Source organism: Methylobacter sp. Wu1, from assembly GCF_036553575.1.
Taxonomy (GTDB): Bacteria; Pseudomonadota; Gammaproteobacteria; order Methylococcales; family Methylomonadaceae; genus Methylobacter.
Window position 1 is genome coordinate 40,122 of record NZ_JAZHOC010000075.1, and the last position, 21,364, is coordinate 61,485.

General features: G+C 53.3%; 18 protein-coding genes, 2 pseudogenes and 1 riboswitch. Of the genes and pseudogenes, 14 read left to right on the top strand and 6 right to left on the bottom strand.

The genetic code is table 11. The features are described 5' to 3' along the window. The first annotated feature begins 204 nt into the window (after positions 1–204). Entirely contained in the window at positions 205–927 is a 723-nt protein-coding gene (locus V2P20_RS17425; protein ID WP_331820542.1) for a 4'-phosphopantetheinyl transferase superfamily protein, read from the top strand. A gap of 391 nt (positions 928–1,318) precedes the next feature. Here V2P20_RS17425 and V2P20_RS17430 read toward each other — a convergent pair whose 3' ends face one another. Together V2P20_RS17430 and V2P20_RS17435 are read right to left on the bottom strand one after the other, a co-directional pair. Next, positions 1,319–2,629, bottom strand: coding sequence for a hypothetical protein (locus V2P20_RS17430; RefSeq protein ID WP_331820544.1), 1,311 nt, complete (start codon positions 2,627–2,629; stop codon positions 1,319–1,321). 236 nt (positions 2,630–2,865) lie between these two features. Beyond that, the gene (locus V2P20_RS17435; RefSeq protein ID WP_331820546.1) at positions 2,866–4,131 is read right to left on the bottom strand and encodes a hypothetical protein; all 1,266 of its coding nucleotides are present in this window, start codon (positions 4,129–4,131) and stop codon (positions 2,866–2,868) included. Between the two features lie 285 nt (positions 4,132–4,416). Continuing rightward, positions 4,417–4,493: riboswitch (cyclic di-GMP riboswitch) on the bottom strand. A 165-nt stretch (positions 4,494–4,658) separates the two neighbouring features. On the opposite strand from V2P20_RS17435, the pseudogene V2P20_RS17440 reads away from it, so the two are divergent. Then, a pseudogene (locus V2P20_RS17440) lies at positions 4,659–4,928 on the top strand (transposase); the annotation flags it as partial. A gap of 290 nt (positions 4,929–5,218) precedes the next feature. Here the strand turns inward: V2P20_RS17440 and V2P20_RS17445 are convergent. After that, on the bottom strand, positions 5,219–5,443 hold the full coding sequence (locus V2P20_RS17445; protein ID WP_331820548.1) for an MbtH family protein: 225 nt from the start codon (positions 5,441–5,443) through the stop codon (positions 5,219–5,221). Between the two features lie 565 nt (positions 5,444–6,008). On the opposite strand from V2P20_RS17445, the gene V2P20_RS17450 reads away from it, so the two are divergent. The 4 genes from V2P20_RS17450 (at position 6,009) to V2P20_RS17465 (ending at position 11,093) form a co-directional block, all read left to right on the top strand. Beyond that, a complete protein-coding gene (locus V2P20_RS17450) occupies positions 6,009–6,509 on the top strand; it encodes an RNA polymerase sigma factor (RefSeq protein ID WP_194970987.1) in 501 nt (166 codons plus the stop codon). A 53-nt stretch (positions 6,510–6,562) separates the two neighbouring features. Then, positions 6,563–7,597: a FecR family protein gene (locus V2P20_RS17455; RefSeq protein ID WP_331820550.1), complete on the top strand. Its 1,035-nt coding sequence runs from the start codon at positions 6,563–6,565 to the stop codon at positions 7,595–7,597. Between the two features lie 168 nt (positions 7,598–7,765). Beyond that, entirely contained in the window at positions 7,766–10,183 is a 2,418-nt protein-coding gene (locus V2P20_RS17460) for a TonB-dependent receptor (RefSeq protein WP_331820552.1), read from the top strand. A gap of 76 nt (positions 10,184–10,259) precedes the next feature. Then, a complete protein-coding gene (locus V2P20_RS17465; RefSeq protein WP_331820554.1) occupies positions 10,260–11,093 on the top strand; it encodes a DJ-1/PfpI family protein in 834 nt (277 codons plus the stop codon). 153 nt (positions 11,094–11,246) lie between these two features. Here V2P20_RS17465 and V2P20_RS17470 read toward each other — a convergent pair whose 3' ends face one another. Beyond that, entirely contained in the window at positions 11,247–11,747 is a 501-nt protein-coding gene (locus V2P20_RS17470) for an RNA polymerase sigma factor (RefSeq protein ID WP_331820556.1), read from the bottom strand. Positions 11,748–12,299: 552 nt separating this feature from the next. Between V2P20_RS17470 and V2P20_RS17475 the strand changes: the two genes are divergently transcribed. The 7 genes and pseudogenes from V2P20_RS17475 to V2P20_RS17505 all read left to right on the top strand — a co-directional run. Further along, on the top strand, positions 12,300–14,693 hold the full coding sequence (locus V2P20_RS17475; RefSeq protein WP_331820558.1) for a penicillin acylase family protein: 2,394 nt from the start codon (positions 12,300–12,302) through the stop codon (positions 14,691–14,693). Positions 14,694–14,913: 220 nt separating this feature from the next. Continuing rightward, positions 14,914–15,891, top strand: a complete 978-nt coding sequence (locus tag V2P20_RS17480; RefSeq protein WP_331820560.1) for a FecR family protein — start codon at positions 14,914–14,916, stop codon at positions 15,889–15,891. A gap of 416 nt (positions 15,892–16,307) precedes the next feature. Continuing rightward, complete coding sequence (locus tag V2P20_RS17485; RefSeq protein ID WP_331820562.1) at positions 16,308–16,580, top strand: hypothetical protein; 273 nt, start codon at positions 16,308–16,310, stop codon at positions 16,578–16,580. Positions 16,581–16,818: 238 nt separating this feature from the next. Beyond that, a complete protein-coding gene (locus V2P20_RS17490) occupies positions 16,819–17,637 on the top strand; it encodes an energy transducer TonB (RefSeq protein WP_331820564.1) in 819 nt (272 codons plus the stop codon). 13 nt (positions 17,638–17,650) lie between these two features. Next, a complete protein-coding gene (locus V2P20_RS17495) occupies positions 17,651–18,316 on the top strand; it encodes a MotA/TolQ/ExbB proton channel family protein (protein WP_331820566.1) in 666 nt (221 codons plus the stop codon). Between the two features lie 2 nt (positions 18,317–18,318). Next, the gene (locus tag V2P20_RS17500; protein ID WP_331820568.1) at positions 18,319–18,729 is read left to right on the top strand and encodes a biopolymer transporter ExbD; all 411 of its coding nucleotides are present in this window, start codon (positions 18,319–18,321) and stop codon (positions 18,727–18,729) included. Positions 18,730–19,038: 309 nt separating this feature from the next. Next, positions 19,039–19,310: pseudogene (locus V2P20_RS17505) on the top strand (efflux RND transporter permease subunit); the annotation flags it as partial. A gap of 102 nt (positions 19,311–19,412) precedes the next feature. Here the strand turns inward: V2P20_RS17505 and V2P20_RS17510 are convergent. Continuing rightward, the gene (locus tag V2P20_RS17510; RefSeq protein ID WP_331820570.1) at positions 19,413–19,742 is read right to left on the bottom strand and encodes a hypothetical protein; all 330 of its coding nucleotides are present in this window, start codon (positions 19,740–19,742) and stop codon (positions 19,413–19,415) included. 324 nt (positions 19,743–20,066) lie between these two features. Further along, the gene (locus tag V2P20_RS17515) at positions 20,067–20,537 is read right to left on the bottom strand and encodes a hypothetical protein (RefSeq protein WP_331820572.1); all 471 of its coding nucleotides are present in this window, start codon (positions 20,535–20,537) and stop codon (positions 20,067–20,069) included. Positions 20,538–20,641: 104 nt separating this feature from the next. Between V2P20_RS17515 and V2P20_RS17520 the strand changes: the two genes are divergently transcribed. Then, positions 20,642–21,322, top strand: coding sequence for a cytochrome b/b6 domain-containing protein (locus V2P20_RS17520; RefSeq protein ID WP_331820574.1), 681 nt, complete (start codon positions 20,642–20,644; stop codon positions 21,320–21,322). Positions 21,323–21,364 lie beyond the last annotated feature (42 nt).

Consider the following 21,364-nt stretch of genomic DNA (forward strand, 5'->3'; position numbering starts at 1 on the left):
ACGAATCGATCTCTGTTCTGTTTTAGTGTTACTGCGGCAGTATAGGTGCGGATTCATTTATGCTCCTTGCGGGTACTTGTGCCCCTTGGGGGTATTCGCACTGCCTGTCTATCTCGGGTTGTCCCGGGTCGAATACCCACAAGGGCACAAATAAATTCGACCTTACAATTGCACAATATCAGTTATTAAGACGGAGCCCATCAAATGGACGGTAAAAACATTGATTTATGGCTTGAACCATTAGCTGCAGCCGAGGATGCCTATCAACGATACTGGACGCTGCTCGATGAAGAAGAGCGGGCCAAAGCCCTGCGCTTTGTCCATGAGCAGCACCGCGTCCGGTACGTTGTCAGTCACGGTAAAGTCAGGACGATACTGGCGCGCTACATAGACAGGCCGCCTGAAGCCATCCGCTTTGCGCAGGAGGCGGCGGGCAAGCCCTATCTGGTTGTCGACGGCAATCCGCACGAGGTCAGATTCAACCTGTCGCATTCAGGCGATACCATGATTCTGGCGGTTAGCCGTCATGGGCCTGTCGGCGTGGACATCGAGGAATGGAACCACAGGCTCGATTTTGCCGCCATCGCCAAGGAATGCTTTGCCGAATCCGAGCAGGCGTTCTGGCAGGCGTTGCCGGTGCAGGAAAAAATCGACACATTTTTCCGTCTCTGGACCCGCAAGGAGAGTTTTGTAAAGACGGTCGGCGCCGGTCTTTCGCTGGATGTCTCGCAAGTCGTGACCTCGCTGGACGGGACTTCCCGATTTATATCGTTGCCGGACCGCTATGGCGCGGCCGGGCAATGGCAGCTCGTGGACCTGGATTTGGGGCCGGGCATCAGCGGCGCCTTGGCGGTCAGGGCCGGCGGCATGGAGCGGCTTTGTTTCAGGGGACTGAACGCCCCATTTCCTGCGTCCATGCAGTCATAAGCTGTATTGATCAGGGTCTGACCTGACATAAGCGAAATCAAATTCAGGTTTATTTTGATGTTATTTTAAAGAGAATTAGCCGCTATGTGCCAATCAGAGACATTCAAGAATTTCAGCTAAATAGCGGCTGCAATACAGAAAGCTGTCGTTCAACGCAAAGTTCAGCTGCAGGGCGTTAGCGGAGCCCACTGGAGCATTGGGTTAGGCGGATTGATGTTTTTGCTACTTCCAGCAGATACCGAAGCAGTCTGCCTCCTGATGGGTTCCGCTCCCCTACAGCAGCGCGTGTGCACCTGTCAATTCGATTCCTCCCGATCCATCCAGGACCGCAGCAAGCGGTTCCAGCTCATCGGTTTAGTACCGACGCGGCTGACGAATGGCTTGTTCTCGATTATGGTTCCTTAATGCAGGCTTGCCAGCCGCCGCGCACAAAGGTCGATTTATCGCACCAGGCGGCTACCGGGTAGTAATCCCCCATCACTTGTGAGGCACATTGGCCCGCTGTTATGGTGTCATCGCTGGCCGGGATATCCGGCAAGTTAAAGTCAAAGGTGCAGCCTGCCTCAATCGCTCTTTGGACCGAGAAGGGGAAGTTCGGATCCGGCAGCATATTACGGAAGAACATGAGCTTGGGATAGTGCTCATCTCCCCATCGCACCCAATTGATATTGGGCCCTAGCCAGTCTGGGCGCAACAGGTCATCCGACATGACAATCGTATAGTCGCCGCCTTGAAGGTTCGTTGTCAGATCAGCCGTGCAATCAACATTTGTTACCGGCAACGCTAAATTGAGGTTACACAGCGCCCAATACCGCATGTCGACGGTCCGAAAACCCCGAGCCGGCTCCCAAATCGGTGAGCCGTCATAGGTGTAAGGGGTACCCGGAGCCTTGCCATGGATCACGATAATGCGACCCGGCTGGTACTTATCCCCCGGCAACATGGCGATATATTTATTGTGCGGGTTGGGGAATAGTCTCATCGGTGGGATTATTATCGGTCCAAACCACAGCCGATCGGAGGACGGGGTACCTTCTCCCCCCTGCAAAGCCGGAATCCCCTTGAAGAGATCTTGGAGTAAAGCGGTTACGTCTCGCAAGTCATTGACTGGCGAGCACTGGGACAACTCCTGGCTCATTCCGTTCTTCGTCAGCGTTATGGTGGGCAGGGGCACTCCGCCTGTCAGGCTTTGGCCGCTTAAGGATGGATCGGCGCTCGGTATGTATATCCGCAGCAGGACCCAAACGAAGCGGTCTGGAGGAACCCCAATGGTATTCCCGGAAGTCTGGCCGGTGCGCGAGATGACGACAGTATAGGTCCCGTTGACCGGCTGGTGAGCGGTCCGGGTTTGGGAAGTCTCGGGGCGGACAAACGGGTTCACGCTGCCGGGATCGGGGGCGATTTGGGCATCATAAAGATCGCCTACGATAGCGGTTGGCGTCTCATCTTGGTAAACGGCGAAGGAAAAATACCGGGCATTGGGATAGGCGCCCTTGATCGTCATGGTTTCGTGTTGCGGGTCAAAGGGGATGATGAAATACCGAGCCAAAGATTCTGGCCCCGTCGCGTTTCCATAGCCCTCGGGCGAGATCTCGATCGGCCACGCACAGTTTCGGACATTCTGGGCGCGAGCGACAGTGGGATTACTTAACAGCGCCAGAGCAATAAGGCCGGCGAAGACGCCAATGTGGAACACTTTCATGGTTAACCTCCACTTAAATCTGAATCGCCCCAAAGTTTTTCAGAGGCTGATTATGTGAGCCATGCTACATTTAGCCGATTATTACTTATCTCCTCATAGGCAAGGTCGTACCGCAAATTCTGGCTGTCGGTTAATGTGATCTATGCCGCCAACCCAAGCGCCTCTATTGAACCCTATGAAAGAAACAGTTAGCAGTTACAGTGGGCAACGAAGAGAAGTTGCCCACGCTATCTGGCTCAATTATCGGATCGTTTTGACTGCGGTTCCGGCCTCACAGGCACATCAGCCGCACGGAAACAGGCTTGCCAACCGCCCGAAATAAACGTCTGCCGGTCGCACCAGACGGCTTCCGGATAGTACTCGCCCATCACTTCCTGCGCGCACCGGCCGGATGTCTCAATTACGTCCTGCGCGGGCGGGGTCGGGAAGGTTAAATTGAACCCGCAGCCTTGGTCAACGGCACTCTGCACGGACTGGCTAAAGTCGGCAGATGCCAGCAAGTTGCGCAGGAACATGAGCTTGGGCACCATTTTTTCGTCGCCCCAAGGAAGCCATACGACCCTCTTCGGCAGCCACTCGGGCCGAAGCACGTCATTGGAAACTATGATAGTGTAAAAGCCTTGTCCATCGAGCGGCGTGTTCGCATCGGTCGTGCATCCGGATACAGGCAACGGCGAGACCAGCTCTGCTTGGCAGAGCCCCCAATAGCGCAATTGGACGGTTTTGAAGCCGCGCGCAGGCTGCGACACGGGGTTGCCATGATAGGTATCGGGGAAGGCCGGCATCTTGCCACGAATCACAATGACCCGATCCGGTTTGTACTCAGGCATGAAGAACGAGATCAGGTATTTTTGGTCGGGATTCGGCAGCAGAAACGGGGGCGGCTTCTTTATCGCGCCGAACCAGATACGGTCTGCTACCGGCGGAATTGAAAAGTGCTCTAGTGGGTTCTCTAACTCCGCCGTGACAATCTGCGGCTGCAACTGCGAGAGTTCGGACTGCCGATTGACGACCGGACAGGTCGTCAGCGTGGTCGTCTGGCCGCTCGCGTCGGTGACTTTGATCTCCGGCAAAGGCACCCCGCCCATGGAGCCTTCGCCCGCGTTCGGCAGGTACAGGCGATATATCAACCACCCCGTATCGGCATGCAACTGGATCATGTTGTCGGCGCTGTCGTTGCTGCGCGCCACCGTGACGGTATAGGTCGGATCAAGCTGCGCAGACGGATTGCAGCTGTCCGGCGCAAACGGATTGCAGCTGCCCGGATCAGGCACGATTTGCGCGTCAAACAGGTGATCGGCCAAGCCGGTAGAGACTGGCGCATTGTCATAGACAGCCAAGGAGAAGAACCGCGCCTTGGGGTAAATACCCGTAATGGTCAACTGTTGCCATTGCTTATCGATGGGCATGTACCACCAGCGGTTCGCCGTGTCCGGCCAGAGCCAATTACCCAGGCCGAAGGGTGTCCATTCGAACTGCCACGCACAAGTTGGGGTGGGCAAGGTTGGCGATTGCGCTCCGGAAACGCGCGGATTTGCCAAAAGTAGGAGAGTGGAGAAACTGAGTGCAAGAAAAGCCTTTATTGCTTGCATCCTCCTATTATGCTCTACATCTGGTTGGGATAGAGCCTTGGACGACATGATTTTTGATTGTTGTTTAGCAATACACATCACACATCTCCTGATAGTTGTAATAACCAACCCCAACCTTGGCTTCTAAGACACGAACTCGTTTTCGTGCAAAATAAAAAAGCCGAACTCCCTACAGCAACCCTAACGCGGGCCGCTTTCGGCAGTTCGGCTTTCCTGGGTCAGGACCCGTAACTTTCTGCCCCTATCTTACGACAGGTTTAGCCTTATCAACGATGTTTGTAGATATAGGACCACACCTAGAGAAAAAAATTTCTACTGAGCTTTGTCGGTTTCTTTCCAAAAAACGGTCTGTTTAAGCTGCCTTTCAGAGGATGACAGCGAAGGGAGTCAGCCCTGTCACTCCCAGAAACGGGCATCGACACCCTTGGCTAAGCGAGCAGCGGCGCATCAGCCGTTGGGAGCATGAAAACACTCTCGATGCCATGCAAAGACGACTGGACCAAGCGCCCGACAGCATGCGCATCCGACGTCAGACCGTAGAACACCCGTTTGGTACCCTCAAAGCCTGGATGGGGTCAACCCACTTTCTGACCCGGACCCTGAAAAACGTCAGTACGGAAATGAGCCTGCATGTATTGGCCTACAATCTCAAGCGGGTAATGAAAATTTTGGGAATCGCGACTTTGAGGGAAGCTATGGTGGCCTGAGCCATTTATGGTTATTTTTTAACCCTCATGATGGCTATCAGGCATCCTTGAGGCAATAAATCGGTCAGTCGATAAAAAACCGCTGAAATAGTTGTGCTCGTCAGAAGGTTTCTAGTAAGGCAGAGTAAAGCGGGAAACATTAGGTATTTCATTGTTTGACGTTTTTACACGGCCTGGGTCGTACTGAGACGGCCGCTATTAGGCTCAATCTAAACCAACATATAGAAATGTCAGAATCAAGTTCAGAGATTTGCACATAGTCCGGCCTATTTATTCCATTGCCTTAAAAGTCAGCGATCAGTTGCAGCCTTCCACATCTGGCTGCGCAAGCCCAACGGGCGCATATCCGTCCAGACTTCCTTGATGTAATCGAGGCATGCCTGTTTGTCGCCGGTTTTATCAACTGTCTTCCAACCGCCGGGAATTTCTTTGTAATCGGGCCAGATCGAGTATTGTTCCTCATGGTTGACCACGACCCGATAGATAGTGTTGTCTTCTTGGTTATTGTTGCTCATTGTTGATTCCGTATTAAAACTCTGGAAACTGATGCTCTTCAGTAATGAATCAGACGACCGGCAGGCCATTTAACCTCAGCATTATTTTTATCCTGCTGCCGTTTTTTATCTGCCTGCAGGCGCGCCAGGCCTCCATTAAAAATAACCGTGGGAAACGCTCTATCGTAAAGGACGCTTTGCGCTCTTTTTAGAAACTGATGTTACGCAGTTGTAGGGTCGAATTCATTCGACCCGGGGCAACCCGAGATAGACAGGCAGTGCGAATGAATTCGCACCTACGGCAGATCGAATGCGCCTGGAGCGCCTGCTGGTGGATTCGTCCCCGCATTGCTTGCGTCAGCCTAAAATTAAAAAACTATGTCATATAACCTATCAAGTGCGGCATATGACATAGTTTTTATGACTTGTCACGAAACCGTTCTAACTGATGGAATGAGCGCCAGGCCGCATAACTTAAAGGTTTTGTCGTAGTTGGCACTGTATTTGCTAAAAAGATTAAGGGGATTTCCCCTTCTTAATTTCCATAGCAACATCATTCTTGAATATCAAAGGAATTGATTTGACGATGAATTTATTTCCCGATCAGAGTTTGTCATCGTGTTTTCTTCAGCATCAAAAGGATTTGATGCAATTTTTGACGTACAAAGTACAGTGCGCCGAAACCGCAACGGATTTAACTCAGGAAACTTATTTGCGTGTTGCCCGCCATCGAAAAGCGGACACTATCGAAAATATGCGCGCCTATTTATTTCGGATTGCCAATAATCTTGCCCTTGACCATCTTCGCAGCCGGGCACGGCTGCTTCAGCGCGACGCGGGGCCGGTTACGGACGATTTCATCTGCGAGGCGCCCGAGCCGGAGACCGTATTGGCCAACCGTCAGCAATTGGAGATGCTTGAACAGATCATTTACGGTCTGCCGCCGAAATGCCGCGAGGTCTTCTTGATGTGCCGCGTGGAAGGCAAAAGTTATACGGAGATCGGCGATGCGCTTGGCATCTCGCCCCGTACCGTGGAAAGTCACATGCGCAAGGCTCTCGAGCAGATCCGCAAACAGATTGACTGACCCGCTCCGGATGACAGAACAAAAATAGTTCCTCCGTAATAAGGGAAAGACGCTTGTCAGACGTCTTATTGACATGTCCTTTTCTGTTTATTGAGGTACTACAATACCCGGCCATGCCCATCAAGAACCCTTCAGAGCAGCCCCCATGTGTTTCCGAGCAGGCGTCCGCCTGGTTTGTGCGCCTGCAGGCGGATGATGTGACGGCCGAAGAACAGGCCCGCTTCAAAAGCTGGTATCGGGCAAGCCGGGAACATGCCAGGGCTTATGACAGGATGCGGGTGCTCTGGGAAATGCTGGAAGCGCCCGCGCAACGGGCGCAGGCAAAAGTCGATGCCGAGCAGGTGTCGCCGCCTTTGGCGAATAAAAGTCCGCATTCCCGGCGCTTCATGGCCGCTTCCTCGCTGATTTTGGGGATTGCCGTGCTGCTGTCCAATCAGTTGACGATACTCTACCAGAACTGGCAAAGCGATTATCACACAGGACCGGGCGAGCGCCTGACCGTTGCGCTTGATGACGGCTCACGGATCACGCTGAACACCGATACGGCGCTGAACGTGGATTTCTCGGCGGCACAACGGCGGATCGAACTGCTGCGCGGCGAGGGCTATTTCGACGTGGCGCCGAATAAAAGCCGCCCGTTTATCGTCACTAACGGCACAGCCAGCGCCCGCGCCGTAGGCACGGCTTTCAGCGTCAGGGACTTTGCCGACGCCATGCGCGTGATCGTCAGCGCAGGAACGGTGGAAGTCTCTTCAAACAATGCCCATCAAGCCGTTCTGGTGCATCTGAATCAGCAGGTCAGCTATCAACAGGGCCGGATCGGGCCGGTCAAGCCGGCCAATATCCTGGAAGCGCTGGCCTGGCAGCGCGGACAATTGATTTTTAACCGTCAGCCCTTAGCGACGGTGGTCGATGAAGTCAATCGTTACCGGCGCGGCCAGATTCTGCTCATCAACCCGGAACTGAAAGAACGCATCGTCAGCGGCGTGTTCGATACCAATGAGCCGAACGCTGCGGTTGACGGGATCAAGGCAACGTTAAAGATAAACGCCCTGAGCCTGTCCGAGCGCCTGGTTCTGCTTTATTAGGCGCTGCTCGGATGTGTTCGGATAAGTTAAGCGGTTTAGCTGCCAAGTCGTCTTCCATAAAAAATTTCAAACTTCCTTGCATTTTTTTCAACTTCGGCTAAGGGAAAATCCAAGACTCGTCGTCTTTAGTCATAGGTAACGCTTGATAACAAAAAAGAGAAATACAGCATGAAATTATCAAAAGGCCGTAAACAGGGGCAAAAAACTATCAAAGCGGCAGGGGTTCTGGCCATTCTGCTTGCCGCCGGACAAGACGGCTATGCCGCCGATGCCGGCAAAGCGGTGCAATTCAATATTCCGGCGCAATCTTTATCGACCGCATTGATCCGCTTTTCCGCCGACACCAAGCTGCAGGTACTTTATGACAGCGCGGTCGCCGAACACCTGCAGGCGCCCGCGCTTAACGGCAGTTATACGCCGGAACAGGCGCTGGGGCAGCTGCTGAAAGGCACCGGGCTCAATTACCGGTACAGCGATGACAAGACCATCACTTTGGAAGCGCCAAGCCATCAGGGCCAGGTGCAGAAGGTGAATGCGACCACATTGCAGGCGATGACCGTAGTAGGAAAAAACGAGGCGGACGATTCCACGGCTTATACCGTCACCCATGCGGCCACCGCCACCAAAACCGATACGCCGATCATGGAAACGCCGATGTCCATTCAGGTCATCCCAAAGGCCGTGACGGATGACCAGCAAACCATTACGGTGGAAGAAAGCTTGCGCAACGTGAGCAGTGTTGTGCCGCGCCTTTCAACAGTCTCTCCCAATTTTGAACCTACCCTGATCCGTGGCTTCGCGGCACGGCAGTTCATCGACGGCTTTAACCAGTATCTGAATGCCGGAGACCAGGGCAGCATGGTCAATATCGAGCGGATTGAAGTGCTGAAAGGCGCCAATGCGGTGCTTTACGCCGGCGGCAACGGTTCTCCGGTGGGCGGGATGATCAACCTGGTTTCCAAGCTGCCGAAAAAGGAAGCGTTTTATGAAGTAGGGGTCAAAGCCGGCCTGTATGATTTTGCCCAGCCGTTTGTGGACTTGAACCAGCCGATCAACGACAACGTCCTGTTCCGGTTCACGGGTGAATACACGAACAGTAGCAGCAACATCGACGTGCTCGATACGGACCGGTTCAATGTCAATCCTACCCTGACCTTCACTAACAACGACGATACCACTTTCACCCTGCAGGGCAAGTTCTCACGCTGGGAGCAGCAGGACTACCAGGGCTTGCCGGCGACCGGCACCGTTGCGGGCAATTTCAGGATCCGGCCGGAACTGTTCATCGGCCCGGATGATATCGCAAAGAGCAACTCGGAATTCTATGGCGTCTGGGGCACGCTGGACCACAAGCTGAATGATATCTGGTCGTTCACCGCCAAAGGACGCTATTCCCATTCCAAATTCGATACCCTGTCGCAGAATCTGCTCGGCAAGGGCTTTAGCTTCGGAGCCGATCAACCGCTCGTTCCCCCGTCGACATGGGGGCTGGTCAACAGCGAGCTGGGCCAAGAGCAGGAAGAAAAAAGCGTGCAGGTTTATGGAACGGCTAAATTCGATCTGGGCCCGACCAAGAATACCGTACTGCTGGGCGCCGACTTCACCGAATTGGATGACGACGGCTTCATGGATTTCGACATGATGCCCGTCGCCTTTGTAGACCTGGCCGCTCCGACCTTTTCGACTCCGTACAGCTATCCGGGCACGCGTCAACAAACTCAATTTACCCGAAACACGACTTATGGCGGCTATGTGCAGCTGCAAAGCACGATCTATGACCGCCTGCACTTGCTGGCAAGCGTGCGCAGAGCCAATGTCACGACCGATTTCGTCAACACGGCTAGCGGGTCAAAATTCAATTCCGATGAGGGACGTTTCCTGCCTAACGTCGGCGGGCTTATTGACATAACGGATGAATTTTCGCTGTTTGTCGACTACAGCGAAGGCATGCGCGGCCAGGGCGGCGCCAATTATGCTTCGACGCCCAAGCCTGAGCTTTCCAATCAGATCGAAGCGGGCATAAAGTTTGATATCGCCGAGCAGCTGACAGGACAACTGGCGGTCTACCAGATTGAGCGGGAAAACGTCAGGGTCACCGATTTTACAGATGCTCAATTCCGGTCGGTCACTAAAGGGCAGCAGCGTTCGACGGGCATCGAGACCGATGCGACATGGCAAGTAACAGGAGGCTTAAGTTTGTTGGGAAATTATGCCTTTACCGAGGCGGAATTCACCGACAGTCTGGCAGGCGTGCCTGACGGCAACCGTCTGCCGGGCGTGCCCAAGCATTCCGGCCGTTTCTGGGCCAATTACGCTTTTCAGGACGCGATGTTGAGAGGATGGAGCATAGGTTCCGGAATTTATGCCCAATCAAGCGCCTATGTGGACAAAGCCAATTTATTCAGCACTGAGAGCTTTTACACCATAGATGCGGATATCGCTTACAGGACAAAAGCCTACAAGCTGGGCGTCTCGATCAAGAATCTGACCGACAACGATTATTTTCAGCGGCTGAATTACTTCGATACCCGCGTGACGCCTTCCCAGGGCACGACCGTCTATTTCAGCGGCTCAGTGATCTTCTGACGTTTTCGGCAATTCCCGATGGCTGTTTAATCTGTCCATCGGGATTTACATTAATACCACGAATCAGGACTATTTTATGGATCGTCGACAATTTACCAAGCTGGCATTATTTGCCGCTTTTCTCGCCCCTTTGGGCAACAGCGTCAAAGCGGCCGAAAACGATGAACAGCGAAAAATCCAGGCTCAATCGGATTCCATGCAGGCCCATAAAGCTTTCATGAGCGATCCGGACGTAAAAATGATGGGGAATGAAAAAATTGCGATGCTTTTATACCCCGGATTTTATGCCCCGGATCTGATTAATCCGCAGTTTTTGTTTACCGCCATGATGGGCGCCGAAGTGTGTCTGATTTCTCCCACCGATGACCTGACGCCGGTGTCTTGCGGTAATTTTTCAATTGTTCCTACGCACAGGCAGAGCGAATGTCCGGCTAACCTGGATATTTTGTTTGTTCCGGGCGGTGCAGCCGGGACGTTGGCGGCCATGAAAAACAAACCGTTTATCGACTTCATCAGAACCAAAGCGGCCAATTCCAGATACATCGCCAGCGTCTGCACCGGCAGTTTGCTGCTCGGCAAGGCCGGCCTGCTGAAAGGCAAAAAGGCCACTTCCCATTGGACAACGCTGGAATTATTGAAAAAGTTCGGAGCGACGCCCGTGAGCGAGCGCGTGGTCTGGGACGGCAATCTGGTGACCGGCGGCGGCGTTACGGCCGGGATTGATTTGGGCCTGCAAATTGTCGGCGCTTTGCGCGGCAAGGAATATGCTGAAGCCATTCAGCTGCAAGCGGAATATGATCCGGCGCCGCCCTATAACGCCGGCTCACCTGGAAAAGCGCCCGCTTTTGTCCGGGATAGCGTCAGAGGGATGTTTGCGCCGCTGGTGCTGGATATGGAACTGGAAATTTAGATAGAGCCTGTTTTTCAGGTTTCGGGCGGGGCACAGTCATGCCCCTGTCTCTGATCATTTCCCGCATTGGCGCCTGCCTTAACAGCGGGTAGACCTCATGTTGGTTATTGGCCGGCAAGCGGTTCTTTTGCGATAGGCGCTTCAGCCGTATTTTTATTCCGGCAGCCGTTTTTTCATCTGCTTGCGGCAGTGCAGCAAGCCTTTCATGATGTGTTTTTCGACGCCGCTTTCGGATATGTTTAGCGCCTGGGCTATGTCGCGATAAGGCATGCCGTGGATGTTATGCAGAATGAAAGCCTGGCGGCAGCGGGGCGGCAATTCGTCTATGGCCTGCCTTAGAAGATGCAGCCTCTGGGCTTCCGATGCCAATTGTTCGGCCGATGGCGATTCGGTCGCCGGAATCAGGGCCGGATCCTCGGACTGCGCGTAGCTTTCCGTCACCTTTACGTGCTTCAGGTAATCGAGCGCCAGATTATGGGCGATCCGGAACAGCAGGCTGCGGGGATGTTCGATCTTTTGCCTTTCGGCTTCGCGTGACAATTTGATGTAGCTTTCCTGAACAATATCCGCAGCGATATCACGGCAATGCAGTATGCCGAAAACATGGTAAATCAATTCGTCTTGATGTTGCCGGTAAAGAGCTTCTATGTTCAATTTCTCTTCCTTGGTCGTTAATGGCCTGATAAAGATCGCCCGGAAAAAATGAGCGTTTAACGATGCGCGATTTCACGTCTGCGCTTGAATGCTGAAAAGCATTTTTTATGCCTAAAACAATAGAAACATTAGCAATAGAAAGGTTATTGCGGCGCCGGGCCATGAGTTTCAGGCAGGTATGAGATTTGATTCTGTTTTTTTTCCAGGCGAAAATGATGTTGGCAAAGCTTACACACATGCTCATCAATAAGTGATTTCACGCATCATAATGCGCTAAATAACACAGTTCAGTTAAAAAGACGGCAGGCTCTGCAAGAAGCCCTCTAATCTATGTATCTCAAGCCTGCTCAGGGGAGGCAATTCGGGCGCAGGACGAAAATACCCCTATTTTCTGACGGCTGCCTGGAATTACACCCGCCTTATACCGGTCTATAAATCGATATGGCCCAAACTGTCGATAATACAGGGCCCGAAGTTTTACAGGCCTGCATCTTTGTGACCTTCGTGGTAATTTTTGCATAACTTTAAGAAGGCACAAAAACCGGAACATTCATGCAACGAATTCGAAAACTACTCTTTTATTCCCTGTTCACTCTTTTAGTTGTGAGTATGCTTGGGCTCGGCGCGGGCTTCCTGTTCCTGGAACGGTCGCTGCCGCCGCAGGACGGCGAGTTCAGGGTGCAGGGGCTGTCCGCGCCCGTCACGGTAACGTCCGACAGCCACGGCATTCCCGTGATCAAGGCCGGCGATCGGGGCGACGCCCTGCGGGCGCTTGGCTATGTCACGGCGCGCGACCGCCTGTTTCAGATGGATCTGATGCGCCGCAAGAATGCCGGCCGACTCGCCGAGCTGTTCGGTCAGATCGCCGTCAATAATGACATCAGAGTGCGAACCTACGGTTTTTCCCGCGTCGCAAAAGCCGTCGTGGCCAAACTGCCGCAGGCTCATAGGCGCTATCTCGAAGCTTACGCCGATGGCGTCAACAGTTATATCGATAACGCACGGGCCTTGCCTTTCGAATTCACGGCCCTGGATTACCGTCCTGAACGCTGGACGCCGGAGGACAGCCTGCTGGTGGCTTTGGGCATGTTCGACAATCTGACGGCCGGGTCAGAGAAAGAAGAACGCATGCTGACGGTCATGGAGAAAAGCCTGCCGGCCGATGTCGTGTCTTTCCTGACGCCGGATACCGATCGTTTCACCGATAGCCTGTATGGCGACGCCGAACCTTACCGGCCTGCCCGACCCATTCCTGTGGCTTCGCTGGAGATTGCGCTTGCCCGGCATGCGCCGGCGGCGCTGAAACTCACCGAAGCCGTGCAGCTGCGGGATATGGTGGACGGCTCCAATGCCTGGGTGGTCAGCGGCGCGAAAACGCATGACGGGCGCGCTATCCTGGCCAACGACATGCATTTGGGTATTTCAGTGCCCAATACCTGGTACCGCGCCGAAATGGATTACGGCTCCGGCCGCACGGCAGGCGTGACCTTGCCCGGCATGCCCGTGTTCATCGCCGGCGGCAATGAACGGCTGGCCTGGGGCGGAACCAATCTGACGGGCGATTTCCTGGATCTGGTGAGCCTGGAGATTAATCCGCAAAATCCGAATCAATACCGCGTCGGCGATAAATGGCAACCGTTTGAGCAGATCAGCGAAACCATTCGCGTCAAGGATGCCGCGCCATTGCAGGTGACCGTCAGGCGCAGCATTTGGGGGCCTGTGGCCCAGGAGCCGCTGCTGGGCAAGCCGGTCGCCGTGCACTGGAGCGCGCTCGACGACACCATCGTCAATCTGGGACTGCTGGATCTGGATCAGGCTGAAACGCTGGAGCAGGCCATGGCGGTCGTCAACCATACCGGCGGCCCGCAGCTGAACTTTCTGCTGGCCGATAACCAGGGCCGTATCGGCTGGACAGTCATGGGCCAGATTCCCAAGCGCGTCGGTTTCGATGGCTCGGTCAGTCAATCCTGGGCTGACGGCAAGATCGGCTGGGACGGCTACGTCGATGAGCGCCAGCTGCCGCGCGATATCGATCCCGCCGCCGGCATACTGGTATCGGCCAATGACCGCCGCCTGGGCAAAGCGTATCCGCATGTGATCGGCCGCCAGTTCGCAAGCGGATACCGCGCCTACCGCATCACCCAGCGGCTCAAAGAGATGCCGGCCATCAATGAAGGGGCCATGTTCGGGCTGCAGCTCGATACCGGAAACGAATTCTACGGGTTTTATCGGCAACTGGCGCTGGACGTGCTGTCGCCCAAGACGATTGAGCGGCAACCGGAACTGCAGGAACTGCGCGACACGCTGCGGGCCTGGAACGGCAGGGCCGATACGGACAGTCTTGGATTTGCCCTGCTGGAGCGGTTTCGGCGGCAGCTGGCGATAAGCGTGTTCAGTCCGTTCCTGGAAGCCAGCCGAAGCATGGATAAAAATTTCAACTATGCCTGGTCTTATATCGACACGCCTCTGCAGGCCATGCTCACCGAGAAAGTGCCGCAGCTGCTGCCGGATTCGGTCCATTACCATAATTGGGATGACTTCATCTTGGGCCAGTTAACGCGCAGTGCCCAGCAACTGAAGACCGACTATCCCGATACGGCGCTGTCCGAACTGACCTGGGGCCAGGTCAACAAGGCCCGAATCGGCCATCCTTTCTCCACGGCCATGCCGCTGCTCGGGGTTCTGCTGGACATGCCGGCCGACGCCCTGGCCGGCTGCGCCAATTGCGTGCGGGCGGTCGGCCCGGCTTTCGGCGCCAGCCAGCGGCTGGTCGTTTCGCCCGCGCATCTCGACGAAGGCATCATGCACATGCCCGGCGGCCAGTCGGGGCATCCGCTGTCGTCTTATTACCGCGATCAGCACCGCCACTGGGTAAATGGCCTGCCTATCGCGCTGCTGGCCGGCAAGGCCGAGCACAGGCTGACGCTGAAACCCGAAGTCGATTGATCCGTTAACTGGCAGGGGTTGAGCTTCCGGGGACGGGGAGCCAGAACATTAAGCAGTAAATAAGTGAGGAAAAATAGCATTATAATCGTCTATTAATATAGACAGGGACTTGCACAGTTTATCTGTTCAACCGCTGAAACAAGTGGTTTAAAACCTGTGGGGCGACTTCGCCTACCAACAGGCTTGCGTAAGTCCTGATAGTAGTTTAGGTATGCCGAATATGAAGCACGACAATGATTTTAATGAGGAATCGGGGAGCGAGGATCTGGTCGACGAGCAGGCGGCCGCCTGGTTTGTGCGGTTGCGTGCTGAAAATGTCGCCGATGAAGAAAAAGCCGTGTTTGCGCGTTGGCTGGCTCATGATCCCGCGCATCGGCAGGCGTATGCCGATATATGCATGCTGTGGGGCGATGCCGCTTTGAAGCGGGCATTAAGCGAGGCTGAAACAAAGCCGCCCGAAATTTCCTGCCTGAAAAAAGAAGCGCGCCCTAGACAACGGCTGCTGCTGGCTATGGCCGCCTGCCTGGCGCTGGCGTTTGTCTTTCGCGTTGAACTGACCGTGTTGCTCCAGGCCGACTATGCGACGAAGGTCGGCGAACAGAAAACCGTGCGCCTGGAGGACGGTTCCGTCGTCACGCTTAACACGGACAGCGCGCTGGCGGTTACGATGCAGGGCGGCCAGCGGACCATCGAGTTGCTGAAGGGCGAAGCTTTTTTCGATGTGCAGCCCGATGCCCGTCGGCCTTTTGTCGTTCATGGCGACCATTCTATCACGCGCGTATTGGGCACCCGGTTCTTCGTGCACGAAAAAGGCCACAGCGATGAGGTCAAAGTATTGTCCGGCCGCGTCGAAGTGACGGACGGCCAGCGCTGGCGGCAGTCGGTTGTCCTGCATGACGGCGATGCTGTATCGGTTGACCGGGACGGACACAGCGCAACCGGCAGGCTCGATACGAAACTGACGACATCCTGGCTGAACGGCTATCTGGTCTTCGAAGACATTGCCCTGGGCGATGTCATTGAACAAGTGCAGCGCTACAGAAACGGCGTGGTTATTTTCAAGGACAACAGCCTGCGCCAATTGAAAATCAACGGCCGCATCAATCTGCGCGATCCGGCGCACATCCTCGAAACGCTGGAAAAGAGCCTGTCAGTCAGGATTACACACCTGAGCGACTGGCTCGTCATCATCGGTTAACGCCAAAAGCATCAGACCGCCACCCCCCGTAGGGTACGCATTGCGTACCTTTTTGAGGCTTGATTTAGACCTTGAGAAGGTACGCGATGCGTACCCTACAACCCTTTACAATCCGCTTAAAAAATAATTTTTTATTTTTAAGGTGAGGGATTTTTGTATCTGAAACGTCTTAAAAGATGAAGTTCTGAAATAGCTGTTATTCCCTCCCAAAATGCGGCTGTTCGGAGCTTCTAGCACCCCAAGAAAAAACGTCAGGATGACGTCCAGAATCCAGGGATGGATTAACTGAATCACAAGCATTGGCTGTCCGTGACTTATGGGGCGACTTAATGTTATTGCTGATAGGCATTTAGAGGATTGCTCTGTCTTAATAAAAAAACGATAAGACCGATAACTACCGAAGCGAGGAAGGACGCATGACAACATCAAAGCTGGCGCAAGAACGCAAGAGAAGCTCCAAGCCCCCAAAGATGTCCGAGGAGCGCCGGGTTCACGAGGGTGATGACTTGCTGGACCTGTTTCCGTTGCCTCGGTATTTTCAGGTTCATTTCCAGCATGTCCATGAGAATGCCAAGGATATTCAGGCGCAAATGATTCAGCTCAGGGAATATGTAACGCAAGTGGATGTGAAGCTGGAGCGGCTCACGGCGCTTTTAAACACGCTTTCCTGCAAGCGGCAGGACGAGTGAGAAAGCCGCTCAGCTTCAGCAGGCTGCAGCGGCGATTTGTACCAATACCATGAGGTTATAAAAATTCATGACATGCTTTGGTGGAGCAGGCTTCGACAATTTTTAACGATGCCGTTCGCACCTGCGTTACCTTGACTAACCAAATAATAATAAAGCGCCAGCAGGCTGGGCCGCCGTTATCCGGCATAGTGGTGAACAACACCTGGCATTGGTGCAAATTAAGGAAGGCATATTTCCCATGTATTTATTCAACAACCACGAACAGGGCTTGATCGGGCAGAATTTACCGCTTCTGGGCGGTGCGGCGCCATCGGTCGTGCGCAAAAAGCGAACCTTGTTTGAAGCTTTAACCGGAGAAGAAAAGCCTCGCTCGATCGGGAGTTTGCTGCTTGTTCTGGTGATGCTGCTGCATATCTGGGCCGCCCAATGGTTGTTGCAGCCGAAGGAGCCGGTCACGATGGCGCAGCCATTGATGATGGAAGTGTCATTGGTTTCAGCGCCGGGCCCAAAAGCCGTAACCGCTCCGCCGGCACCGCCCAAGCCGGTTGAACCGCCCAAACCGAAAAAAACGCCGGTCAAAAAAACCTTGAAGAAAAAAGCGCCGGAAAAGCCCAAACAAGCGAAACCGCCAAAAACAGAGGCGATCGCCGAAGAGAAGCTGCCTGCGCCTTCACTTGTGGAATCGACAGCGCAGCCGTCGAATTCGCAAAACTCAAGCGCAGCCTCCAAGGCTACAGCGTCAGCAAGCAAGGCACCGAGTAATGCAGCGCCTTATACCGAAGCCAGCGTCAACGCCAACTACGGCTTCAATCCTCCCCCGAAATATCCGGCCATTGCCAAAAGGCGCGGCTGGCAGGGTACGGTACGGCTACGGGTAAGCGTGTCTGCCGAAGGTTATAGCGAGGCCGTCGCCATACACAGCAGCAGCGGTTTCGAGGCGCTGGATGAATCGGCTGTCGAGGCGGTCAGGAAATGGCGGTTCAATCCCGCCAAACGGGGCAATACGGCAGTAGCCAGCTCGGTGATCGTACCCATTAATTTTACTTTAGAACGTTAGGAGAAAAGAAGGCATGCCTTACCATATTGCTCCCCAATTGATTGTCGACGGGACTTTGTATGCATTATTGGCTTTTTCAGTGATCACCTGGACGCTGATTCTGTTCAAGCTCTGGCAATTCGGCAAGAACGGTTATTACAACCGCCGCTTTAACAGCGCGTTTTGGGATGCGCCGAATCTTGCGTCCGCCCGGGGCTTGCCTGAAACGCTGGCCAGAGGCCCGCAAGCCCGCATTGCAACAAAAGGCTTCACCTGGCTGGATGGCAGCCAGCAGGCATCAGGCAAACACCTGAAATATCAGGGGGAGCCGACCGAGCAGCTGGAGCAATCGCTGCTTATCCACATGCAGCAGGAGCAGCGTGCGATGGAAGCCGGCCTGACCATGCTCGCCAGCATAGGCAGCACCGCGCCCTTTGTCGGCCTGTTCGGCACGGTCCTGGGCATCATGCACGCCATGCATGAGATTACCCAAAGCGGTTCGTCCAGCCTGGATGTGGTCGCCGGCCCCATTGGCGATGCCCTGGTCGCCACCGCCATCGGCATTGCCGTCGCCGTGCCTGCGGTACTGGCCTATAACTTCTTCATGCGCGGCGTCAAACAGCACCGCGCCGACCTGGAAAACTTCGTCGCCGGCTTCATGCACATCGTCTTTAGCGCCGACAGGCAAGGCAGGGCGTAACCATGGCCTTTAAGACGCAATCGGACAGCGAAGATGCGATGAGCGAAATCAACGTCACGCCGCTGGTAGACGTGATGCTGGTGCTGGTGATCATTTTATTGGTTACAGCACCGCTACTGACGCAATCCGTGCATGTGGCGTTGCCGAAAACTACCGAGACCACGGCGGATGTGAAAGAGCAGCCCTTGCAGTTGGGCATTGATGCGCAAGGGATCATCACACTCAACAAACAGCCTATGGCTGACCTCGCCACGCTGGAAACCGCGTTAAAGGATGAGACAGTGAAAAATCCCGAGACCGGCGTGCACTTGTACGCCGATCAAGCCGTGGTTTATGCCAAGGTGGCCGAAATAATGGCGACTGTTCAGCATGCGGGCATCACAAAAATAGCTTTCGTAACGGTAGAACAGTAGTCTGCTTGGCTTATGGAAAGCCAGTGTTTATTCCAGGCGAACAGTCACCGCCATTAAATCAAGTAGGTCGGGTTAGCGATAGCGTAACCCGACTTTGCTGCTGTCCGCAAACGGCGGAAGATCTGGCGCACGAGGCATACTTGAAAATGCTGCATGCCTAAACAATCCACGAAATCAACCAGCCGCGCCCTTTCCTTTACCAAATTGTCCGCAATCTGGCGCTGGATCATCTGCGCGCCCTGCCGATCAGTCTTTACCGGCAGCGATTCGGCGCTGCTGGGTTTCTTGGCGACAGTGAACCCAACGCCCGGCTACGCGAAGCTGATCCGGCAGGACCGCCACTGCGTGCTCAAAGTGCAGGCGCTGGTCGTGATTTACGCCCTGATCGCCGTGCCGTTCCGGTCTTACCTGAAGCCGTTGATATTTTTGCTGGCCGCGCCAGTGGCCTGGTGCGGCGCGGTGCGGTTCTGGCGCACTGGCTGGCCGGTTTGCCGCTATCCGTGGAATCCTTGGTCGGCATGATCGCCGCCAGCGGTGTGGTTGTGAACGACAGTCTGGTGCTGCTTGATTACATCCGGGAACGCGGCGATTCTATTTACGGGCAAATTTTCGGCGCTGATTGACAATCCAACTGGAAAAAGGCAAAAAAAGCCCCTGATTAAAGGGCTAGAGAGCATCAGGAATCAATGCAATTTAGAGAGAGCTTTTAAAGAATTACAAAAGCCCCATTCCCATTCCGGATGGGACAACTCATTGTTCTTGAATCGTCCTATGCCAAATGGGCCGGATTTTTTAGCGGAGCATAAGGCTTGATCGAGATTATCGAAAACGCCACAACACTTCAGGCAGCCATCTATTAAGCAATGCACGGAAAAATTATGTGCAGTGCGAATAATAAAAGGCGATTTAGGGACCGATCCGTTCAGAAAAAGCGGATTAACTAAATAGCCATCGATAAAATCTTCAGCTAAATATTCACTATTATCGCCAAGTTTAAACTTATGCATGAGCATAATGATTCTCTTACCTAGAAAGCGCCAAACACATACCTGATAGATGCAGGTAACCCCAAAGTGCTTTCAATTAGCAATTAGAATGCCATAATGACATTTCGGCCAATCTACTGATTTTTATTGTAAATTTAGACAACTAATCAGTGGGGGTTAAACGGGAATTGGTGGTTTTTAGAAAAAATTACCACCAATCCACCCATTCGACAGCGAGACGTATCGGCTTGCGTTTAAAAATAGTGATTCATCATGTTGAGAGTTTTTACTATGGCTGGCGTGGCAGTAGTAAATCTTCCAGAAAAAAAGCAGATAGCTCAGCGCGTCCAGTTACGCCGGATTTCCGGTAAATCGCACGGGCTTGGGGTCGCGTATGGTGCGTTCGCTTGCATTGCGAACATGCGCAATTTCACCATGACTGAGGCCTTTCAACATCAGCAGGCCGACTTCCGCTTCAGCTGGGGTTAATTGCCAACTATCAAACTGCTTTTGAATCTGAACAGCCAAACCCGCAATAAGCTCCCGATTTGCTTCACGCCATTGTTGAGCTTGTTGATTTGCTAAGGCCAGATCCTGGGTCAGCAAATTAATTTTGGATTGTGCAAATTGATAATAAAGCCGACCAAAATAGACAATACCTGTCAGGGAAAGTATCAGAATTAGCAATTCAGCAAGCAAATGTATCCAAGCAACACCATCTCGGTAGTCGCCAAGCAAATCGAGTGTAATCAGTACAAACACAAACAAACTGAGAGCAATAGCCCATTGGCTAAACCGTTTGTTATCGTTAATAAATGCCATAAATAATCGCCTATACGTCGGATGACGGATGCCAGAGCAGCAATTTTAACGCAATATTAGGCTTCACTTAAATTTGCATTCGGCAACTGATCCAGAGAAATACTATGATAAATGATAAAAAAACTTTAAAGGTATGGGAGCCATTGATCCGTATTGGGCATTGGACTTTAGTGATTGCCTTTTTTACGGCTTATTTTACTGAAGATGATTTCATGACTCTCCATGCGTGGGCAGGTTATGTCGTGGGAGCTTATTTGCTCATTCGAATACTATGGGGCTTCGTCGGTGGAAAATACGCGCGCTTCAGTAATTTTGTCTATTCCCCGGCCAAGATTATGGGGTACTTGAAAAATCTGATAACGCGAAAGCCACAGCATTATATTGGCCATAACCCTGCTGGCGGCGCTATGGTAATCGCATTGTTGCTGAGCTTGTCTGCAACTGCCTTTACGGGTTTGAAATTATACGCTGTGGAAGAAAATAAAGGCCCCTTCGCTATATCTGCAATACAAGCCGAGACACAAATACAGGCCTTTAGCCTGATTTCCGTGGCCAAAGCGGAAGAGGACGAAGATGAAGAATCCGAGCTTATTGATAACGAGAAAGAGGCTGATAAGCAAGGTGAAGCGTATTGGGAAGAGTTACATGAGATTTTCGCTAACTTGACGCTATTGTTAGTGTTTTTACACATTTTAGGTGTTGCTATTTCTAGCTATATCGATAAAGAGAAACTGGTTAAAGCCATGTTAACTGGAAAAAAAGACATTGATGACACTTACCAGTAATACACTCATCCATACGGCCAACATTCTCAAGACAAGGAGCTC